The following is an 8,949-nucleotide window of genomic DNA, read 5'->3' on the forward strand; positions in this document are numbered from 1 at the left end:
GGAATCCAGCAGTTCCACCGCCATACCGGCCCACTGCGAACCCTGCCCCGGGAACACGAACACCGTCTTGCCACCGACGACACGCCCGGTCACCACACCCGCCGCCGGCACACCCCGCGCCACCGCCGACAGCCCCGCCACGTGATCACCCAAAACCACCGCACGGTGCTCCAACGCCGCCCGCGACGACGCCAACGACCACCCCACCTCGGCCACCGAAGCCGCCGAACCAGCCCCACCCCCAAGCCAGCCCGACAACCGCTCCGCCTGCCCCCGCAACGCCCCCGCACTCTTGCCCGACACCACCCACGGCACCGGACCCGACGCAGCCGACGGCCCCGCAACCTCAGCCTCGGACACCCCCTCGGGCTCCGGCGCCTGCTCCACGATCACGTGCGCGTTCGTCCCGCTGAACCCGAACGACGACACACCCGCCCGCCGCGCACGCCCCGACTCCGGCCACACCACCGCGTCCGACGCCAACACCACCGCACCCGACGCCCAATCCACATGCAGCGACGGCTCATCCACGTGCAACGACTTCGGCACCACACCGTGCCGCATCGCCAACACCATCTTGATGACGCCGGCCACACCGGCCGCGGCCTGCGTGTGCCCGATGTTCGACTTGATCGAGCCGAGCAGCAGCGGCTGTTCGGGCGTGTGCTCCTGCCCGTACGTGGCAAGGAGTGCCTGCGCCTCGATCGGGTCGCCCAGCGCCGTACCCGTGCCGTGCGCCTCCACCACGTCCACGTCACCGGCGGAAAGGCGCGCGTTGGCCAGTGCCGCACGGATCACCCGCTGCTGGGACGGGCCGTTCGGCGCCGTCAGGCCGTTGCTCGCACCGTCCTGGTTGATCGCGGAGCCCCGCACCACCGCCAGCACCGGGCGGCCGTTGCGCCGCGCGTCCGACAGCCGCTCCAGGAGGAGGAGACCCACGCCTTCGGCCGGTCCGAAGCCGTCGGCGGCGGACGAGAACGCTTTGCAGCGTCCGTCCGGAGCCAGGCCGCGCTGCCGGGAGAACTCGATGAACAGGCCCGGCGTCGACATCACATGAACGCCTCCGGCCAGCGCCAGCGAGCACTCGCCGGCCCGCAGTGCCTGCACCGCCAGGTGCAGCGCCACCAGCGAGGCGGAGCACGCGGTGTCGACCGTGACCGCGGGGCCTTCGAGGCCGAGGGTGTACGAGATGCGGCCGGACATCACACTGGCTGCGTTTCCGGTGCCCAGGTGACCGGCGTAGTCCTCGGCGGCCTCCAGCAGCGGGGTCAGGTAGTCCGAGCCGTTGACCCCGACGTACACACCGGCCTGGCTGCCGCGCAGGGTGCCCGGGTCGATGCCCGCCCGTTCGAACGCCTCCCACGCCGTCTCCAGCAGCAGCCGCTGCTGCGGGTCCATGGCCAGCGCCTCACGCGGCGAAATCCCGAAGAACCCGGCGTCGAAGGCCGGGGCGTCGGCAAGGAATCCGCCTTCGCGGGTGATCGACGTGCCGGGTTCGTCTGGGTCGTCCGAGAAGAGCCCGTCGAGTTCCCAGCCTCGGTCGGCGGGGAACTCGGTGAGCGCGTCGCCGCCGGCGGCGAGCAGGTCCCACAGTTCCTCGGGGGAACGTACGCCGCCCGGGAAGCGGCAGCTCATCGCCGTGACGGCGATGGGCTCGTGAGCCTGGCTCTCGATGTCCCGCAGGCGTCCGTACGCCTCGTCGAGATCGGTCGTGACCTTCTTGAGGTACTCGCGGAGCTTCGCTTCGTTCGCCACTGGCGCTTCACCTATTCGCGTGGTCGAGACCGTGGAGTCTTCTCGCACGTGCTCGTGATCTCGGGATGTCTCGGTTCGGGGGTCTGGGTTCCGGAGGTCCGGAGGTCGGGGGCGGACGCACCGCCGGTGGCCGGCGGTGCGTCCGCGACGTGTCGGGTCACGCCTTGCCGAACTTCTTGTCGATGAGCGCGAACAACTCGTCGTCGCTGGCCTCTTCGATCTCGTCGGCCCCGGACTCGCCGGTCGTCCCACGGGCCTCGTTCCACTGGGCGAGCAGCGCTTGCAGACGCACCGCCACGCGCGCGTGCGCGGCGTCGTCCGCCGCCGCCTCGGACAGTTCCTCCGGGGTCAGCGAGGAGAAGGTGCTCTCCAGCCGGCCGATCTCCTCCAGCACCGAGAGTCCGCGCTCGGCCGGCTCCGGGGCCATCTCGTCCAACAGGTGCCCGGCGAGGGCCGCCGGGTTGGGGTAGTCGTAGACCAAGGTGGCCGGCAGCGGCAGGCCGCTCTCGGCGCTCAGGCGGTTGCGCAGCTCCACCGCCGTCAGCGAGTCGAAGCCGAGCTCCTTGAACGCCTGCCCGTCACCGACGAGTTCGGCCGACCGGTACCCGAGGACGGCGGCCACCTGACCGCGCACCAGGTCCACGACGGTCCGCTCCCGCTCCGGCGCCGGGAGCCCGGCGAGTCGCTCGGCCGGCGTGCGCTCGTCCGCACCGTCCACCACCGTGGCCGCCGCGTTCCCCGTGCCCTGCACCGTCCTGCGCGCGGGGGTGCGCACCAGGCCCCGGAACATCGGCAGCAGCGCGCCGTCCGCAGCCCTGGACCGCAAGGTGGGCAGGTCGATCCCGACCGGTACGAGTACGGGCTCCCGCGCCGCGAGGGCCGCGTCCAGGAGCGCCAGGCCCTCGTCCGCCGAAAGCGGCACGATCCCGCCGCGGGCGACCCTGCCCCGCTCCGCCTCGGTCAGCCGGCCCGCCATGCCGCGCTCCTCGGCCCACATGCCCCAGGCCAGGGACAGCGCGGGGAGCCCGTCGCGGCTGCGGTGCCGCGCGAGCGCGTCGAGGAAGACGTTCGCGGCAGCGTAGTTGGCCTGCCCGGCGCCGCCGAGCGTGCCCGCGGCGGCCGAGAAGAGGACGAACGCCGACAGGTCGAGGTGCCGCGTCAGCTGGTGCAGGTGAAGTGCCGCTTCTGCCTTGGGCCGCAGCACCCGGTCCATCCGCTCCGGAGTGAGCAGGTCCACGATCCCGTCGTCCAGGACGCCCGCGATGTGGACGACCGCGGTGAGCGGATGCTCGGCGGGAACCCCCGCGAGCACGGTGGCGAGCGCGTCACGGTCGGCCACGTCGCACGCCGCCCATGTCACCTCCGCACCCGAGGCCCGCAGTTGTGCGGTGAGTTCCGCGGCGTGCTCCGCCCCCGCACCGCGCCGGCTCACCAGCAGCAGCCGCCGCACCCCGTGCGCCTCCACGACATGCCGGGCGACGAGCCCGGCCAGGCCGCCGCCGGCGCCGGTGATCAGGACGGTGCCCTCGGGGTCGAAGGGGCGAACGGCGCTGTCGGTGCCTGTCGCCTCAGTCCTGACCAGGCGGGACGCGAACACCGCTCCCCCGCGCACGGCGAGTTCGGGCTCCGTGGAGGCCACGGCGTCCGGCAGCACCCGGCAGGCGGCGTCGGTCCCGTCGACGTCGACGAGCACGAAGCGGTCCGGGTTCTCCGTCTGCGCCGTACGCACCAGGCCCCACACCGGCGCCTGCGCGAGGTCCTCGGTCTCGTCGGCGCCTACGGCCACCGCGCCCCGGGTCACGACGACGAGCCGCGCCCCGGCGAACCTGCCGTTGCCCAGCCAGTCCTGCACCAGGTCCAGGGCCCGGTGCGCTGTGTCGCGCACCTCGCCCGCGAGGCGCGCGACGCCGTCGGCCGTGTCGATGCCGGCCTGCGCGCCGGTCGTCCCGGTCAGCGGCACGAGCACCGTGCCCGGCATCGTCCCGCCCGCCGCGACGGCCGCGTCGAGCGCCGCGAAGTCGGCGTACGTCTCCGTGCCGACGCCAGACCGCTCCAGCGCGCCGGCGAAGTCCCCGACGACCGCGAGGGGGGCGGCAGCGGCTGTCCGTGCTCCGGTCGTCCGCACGGGGGTCCAGTCGAGCCGGAACAGCGACTCGCGGGCTCCCGTGGGTTCCGGTGCGAAGCGGGTGGTGTCGGGCTGCCCGGTCACCAGCGCCTCGACGGAGGCGATTCGCCCGCCCGTGCTGTCGGCCACGACGACGGAGGCGGTGTCCTCACCGGCCGGCGCGACGTGGAGCCGCACGGCGGCCGCGCCCACGGCATGCAGGCGCAGACCGCGCCAGGAGACGGCCGTCCGGCCCGTGCCGGAGGGGCCGGCGGCCAGTACCTGCGAGGCCGTGTCGAGCAGCGCCGGGTGCAGTGCGTACCGCCCGGCCGACGCCTGCTGCTCCTGCGGCAGCCCGGCCTCGGCGAAGGCCTCGTCGCCGCGCACCCACACCTGGGTCAGCGTGCGGAAGGCGGGGCCGTGGTAGAGCTCGGCGGCCGCCAGCCGGTCCCGGACCGTGTCCAGGGCGACCGGCTCGGCACCGGCGGGCGGCCACTGCGCCGCTGTCTCGTCGTTCGCAGCGTCGGCCGCGGGCCGGTCCGCGCCGTCGGCGGAGAGCAGACCGTCGGCGTGCCGGGTCCACTCCCCTTCCGCCACTTTGTTCGCCGGTCCGTCCGGGCCGGCCGCCGCGTCGGGCCTGCTGTGCACCTGGACGGGACGGAGCCCCTGTTCGTCCGGTCCGCCCACGGTGACGCGGAGTTGCACCGCACCCTTCTCGGGGAGCGCGAGCGGCGCTTCGATCGTCAGCTCGTCCAGGCCGCCGCACCCGGCCTCCTCACCTGCGCGCAGGGCCAGTTCGACGAAGGCCGCGCCGGGAAGGACAACCGTGTCGGCAACGACGTGGTCGGCGAGCCAGGGGTGCGTCCGGGTGGACAGCCGCCCGGTGAAGACGAAGCCGTCCGAGCTCGGCAGCTCGACCGCGGCCCCGAGCAGCGGGTGTCCGGCCGCGCCGATGCCGACCGACGCCACGTCCTCGTACTCGGGCAGGTACTCCGGCCAGTAGCGCTCGCGCTGGAAGGCGTAGGTGGGCAGGTCGACGTGGCGGGCGCCGGTCCCGGCGAAGAACCGGGTCCAGTCGACCGTGACGCCACGGGTGTGGGCCTGCGCGAGCGCGGACACCGCCGTCTCCGGCTCGGGACGGCCCTTGCGCAGGACGGGCACGAAGGCGGCGCCTTCCTCGCTCACGCAGTCCTGGGCCATGGCGGAGAGCACGCCGTCGGGGCCGAGTTCGATGTACGTGGTGACGCCTGCGGCCTCCAGGGCGCGGACGCCGTCCAGGAAGCGGACGGCCTCACGGACGTGCCGGACCCAGAAGTCGGGCGACGCCATCTCGTCCGTCACCAGGGCGCCGGTCAGGTTGGACACCAGGGGGATGCGGGGCGAGACGTAGGACAGACCCTCGGCGACCTTGCGGAAGTCCGCCAGCATGGCGTCCATGTGCGGGGAATGGAACGCGTGACTGACCGTCAGCCGCTTCGACCTCCGGCCCTCGAGCGACGCCGCTGTGCCGACCGCGGCGTCCTCGTCACCGGCGACGACCACCGAGCGCGGACCGTTGACGGCGGCGATGCTCACGCGGTCGTCCAGCAGCGGCAGCACCTCGTCCTCCGACGCCTCCAGCGCGATCATCACCCCACCGCCCGGCAACGCCTGCATCAGCCGACCACGCGCGGCAACCAGCGCGCACGCATCATCCAGCGAGAAGACCCCGGCGACGTGCGCGGCGGCGAGCTCACCCACGGAGTGGCCGGAGAGGTAGTCCGGCTTCACGCCCCAGCTCTCCAGCATCCGGAACAGCGCGACCTCGACCGCGAACAACGCAGGCTGCGCGGACTCCGTGCGGTTCAGGACATCGACGTCGTCCCCGAACAGCACGTGCTTGAGAGGCACTTCGAGATGCCGGTCGAGGTGCGCACACACCGCGTCCAGTGACTCGGCGAACACGGGGTACGTGTCGTACAGCTCGCGTCCCATCCCGAGGCGCTGGCTGCCCTGCCCCGTGAACAGGAAAGCGACCCGTTGTTCCGTGTCCGCCACGCCACGGACCACCTGCGCGGCGGAGTCCCCCGCCACCACGACGGCAAGTCCGTCGGCGAACGCCTCGCGGTGATCGGCGACGATCGCGGCGCGGTGGTCCAGCACCGCCCGTCCGGTCGCCAGCGTGCAGGCGACGTCGAGCGGACGCGGCTGCCCGTGGGCGGCGAGATGGTCGCGCAGGCGTTCCGCCTGGTCGCGCAGGGCGGCCTCGGTCCTGCCGGACAGCACCCACACCGACGGCGTCGCGGCGTCCTCCTCGTCCGTCCGATCGGGCTCCGCGTCAGCGACCTGCGGGGCGGGCGGAGCCTGCTCCACGATCGTGTGCGCGTTGGTGCCGCTCACACCGAAGGACGAGATGCCTGCCCGACGGGGGCGGCCGGTGTCCGGCCACTCCCGCTGCTCGGTCAGCAGCGCGATCTCTCCGGCCGTCCAGTCGACGTGCGGCGTCGGCTCGTCCACGTGCAGGGTCTGCGGCAGCACGCCGTGCCGCATCGCCAGCACCATCTTCATCACACCGGCGACACCGGCCGCGGCCTGCGTATGGCCCATGTTCGACTTGATCGAGCCGAGCAGCAGCGGCTGCTCCGGCGAGCGGCCCTGACCGTAGGTGGCCAGCAGGGCCTGGGCCTCGATCGGGTCACCCAGACGGGTGCCCGTGCCGTGCGCCTCGACCACGTCCACATCGGTGGCCGACAGTCCGGCACTGGCGAGGGCCTGGCGGATCACGCGCTGCTGGGACGGGCCGTTCGGGGCGGTCAGGCCGTTGCTCGCGCCGTCCTGGTTCACGGCCGAGCCCCGGACGAGAGCGAGGACCGGGTGGCCGTTCCGCCGGGCGTCGGACAGCCGCTCGACCAGCAGCATGCCGACACCCTCGGCCCAGCCCGTACCGTCCGCGGCAGCGGCGAACGCCTTGACCCGGCCGTCCGCCGCGAGACCGCGCTGGCGGCTGAACTCCACGAAGGCGCCCGGCGTCGACATGACCGTCACGCCACCCGCCAGGGCGAGCGAGCACTCGCCGTTGCGCAGTGCCTGCGCCGCGAGGTGCAGCGCCACCAGGGACGCGGAGCACGCCGTGTCGACCGTCACGGCCGGCCCCTCCAGGCCGAAGACGTACGAGATACGGCCCGACACCACGCTCGCGGAGTTACCGGTGCCGAGGAAACCCCCGTCACGATCGGCGGAGTCGAGCACGAGGGAGAGGTAGTCCTGGCCGTTCGTGCCGACGAAGACGCCCGCCTGACTGCCGCGCAGCGAGGTGGGGTCGATCCCGGCCCGCTCGAACGCCTCCCACGACGTCTCCAGCAGCAACCGCTGCTGCGGATCCATCGCCACTGCTTCGCGCGGCGAGATCCCGAAGAAGCCGGCATCGAAGTCCGCCACGTCGTAGAGGAATCCGCCCTCCTGGGCGTACGGCGGCACCTCCTCGCCCACTGTCTGCGAACCGAACAGCGCCTCCGCGTCCCAGCCGCGGTCCGCCGGGAATTCCCCGACCGCGTCCGTGCCGGTCTCCAGCAGGTGCCAGAGGTCCTCCGGGGTCCGCACGTCGCCCGGGAAGCGGCAGCTCATCGCCACGATCGCGATGGGGTCGTCGTCGACCGGTACGGAGGCGACGACCGGGCCCGGCACCACCGGCTGCGTGCCGAACAGCTCCCCGCGCAGGTAGTCGGCGAGGGCCGCCGACGTCGGGTAGTCGTAGACCAGGGTGGCCGGCAGCCGCATACCGGTCGCCGCGCCCAGGTGGTTGCGCAGCTCGACGGCGGTCAGCGAGTCGAAGCCGAGCTCCTTGAACGCCCGCTCCGCGCCGACGGTCTCCGATCCGGCATGACCGAGGACCGCCGCCACCTCCCCGCGCACGAGGTCGAGCAGCGCCCGCTCCCGCTCCGGCTCGTTCAGCTTCCCCAGCCGTTCCGCGAGCGAGTCGGAACCGTGTGCCGCGTCCCCGCCACCCCGGCCGTCCCCGGCCTCGCCCGCACGCGGAGCGAGGGCCCGTTGGGCCTCGGGCAGATCGGCGAGGAGCTTGCTGCCCCGGACGGAGGTGAAGCCGGGCGCGAAGCGCTCCCAGTCGATGTCCGCGATGGCGACGGCGGCGTCCCCCGCCTCCAGCGCACGCCGCAGGGCCGAGACCGCCAGAGCCGCGTCCATCGGAGGTACGCCGCCGCGGTGCATCCGGGCGGCCATCGCCTCGTCGGCCGCCATGCCGCCCTCGGCCCATGGGCCCCACGCGATCGACGTCGCGGCCAGGCCGTCGGCGCGGCGCTGCTCGGCGAGGGCGTCGAGGTAGGCGTTCGCGGCCGCGTAGTTGCCCTGGCCGGCAGCGCCGATCGTGCCGCTCGTCGAGGAGAAGAGGACGAAGGCGTCGAGGGTGATGCCGAGTTCGGTCGTCAGCTCGTGCAGGTAGAGCGCCGACGTGGCCTTCGCCCGCAGCACACCGTCAATGCGCTCCGGGGTCAGGGCATCCAGTACACCGTCGTCCAGCACGCCCGCCGTGTGAACGACGGCGGTCAGCGAATCGGCATGCTCGGCGAGCACAGCGCGCAGCGCGTCGCGGTCGGAGGCGTCACAGGCGACGACGGAGACGTCATCGCCCAGCTCGGCAACGAGTTCCGCGGCACCGGGTGCGTCCATGCCTCGCCGGCTGGTCAGCACCAGCCGCTCGGCACCCGCATCCGCCAGCCACCTCGCGATGTGACGTCCGAGCGCCCCCGTGCCACCGGTCACCAGCACCGTGCCGGACGGGGTCCACGACGCCGTGCCCTCCGGCAGCGCCGCGCGCACCAGCCGTCGCCCGAACACCCCGGACGACCGGACCGCGACCTGGTCCTCACCAGAACCCGCCAGCATCCCGACCACGCGCGACAGCGCGCGCTCGTCGAGTACCTCCGGCAGGTCGATCAGACCGCCCCAGCGCTCCGGCACCTCCAGGGCGGCGACCCGGCCCAGTCCCCACAGCTGTGCCTGCACGGGCGACGTCAACCTGTCCGACCGGCCGACCGAAACGGCTCCACGCGTCAGACTCCACAACCGGGCGTCCACACCGGCATCGCCCAGGGCCT

2 protein-coding genes are annotated in these 8,949 nt (G+C 73.5%); both read right to left on the minus strand.

Annotated elements, in window-relative coordinates; genetic code table 11:
- Window positions 1-1,755, minus strand: a 1,755-nt coding sequence (locus ACP4IX_RS35685) for a type I polyketide synthase (RefSeq protein WP_426558740.1), incomplete at its 3' end; no start/stop codon positions are given.
- 157 nt (window positions 1,756-1,912) lie between these two features.
- The coding region (locus ACP4IX_RS35690) for an SDR family NAD(P)-dependent oxidoreductase (protein ID WP_426558742.1) at window positions 1,913-8,949 on the minus strand (7,037 nt) is incomplete at its 5' end.

The organism is Streptomyces sp. WG5 (genome assembly GCF_049974565.1).
Lineage (GTDB): Bacteria > Actinomycetota > Actinomycetes > Streptomycetales > Streptomycetaceae > Streptomyces.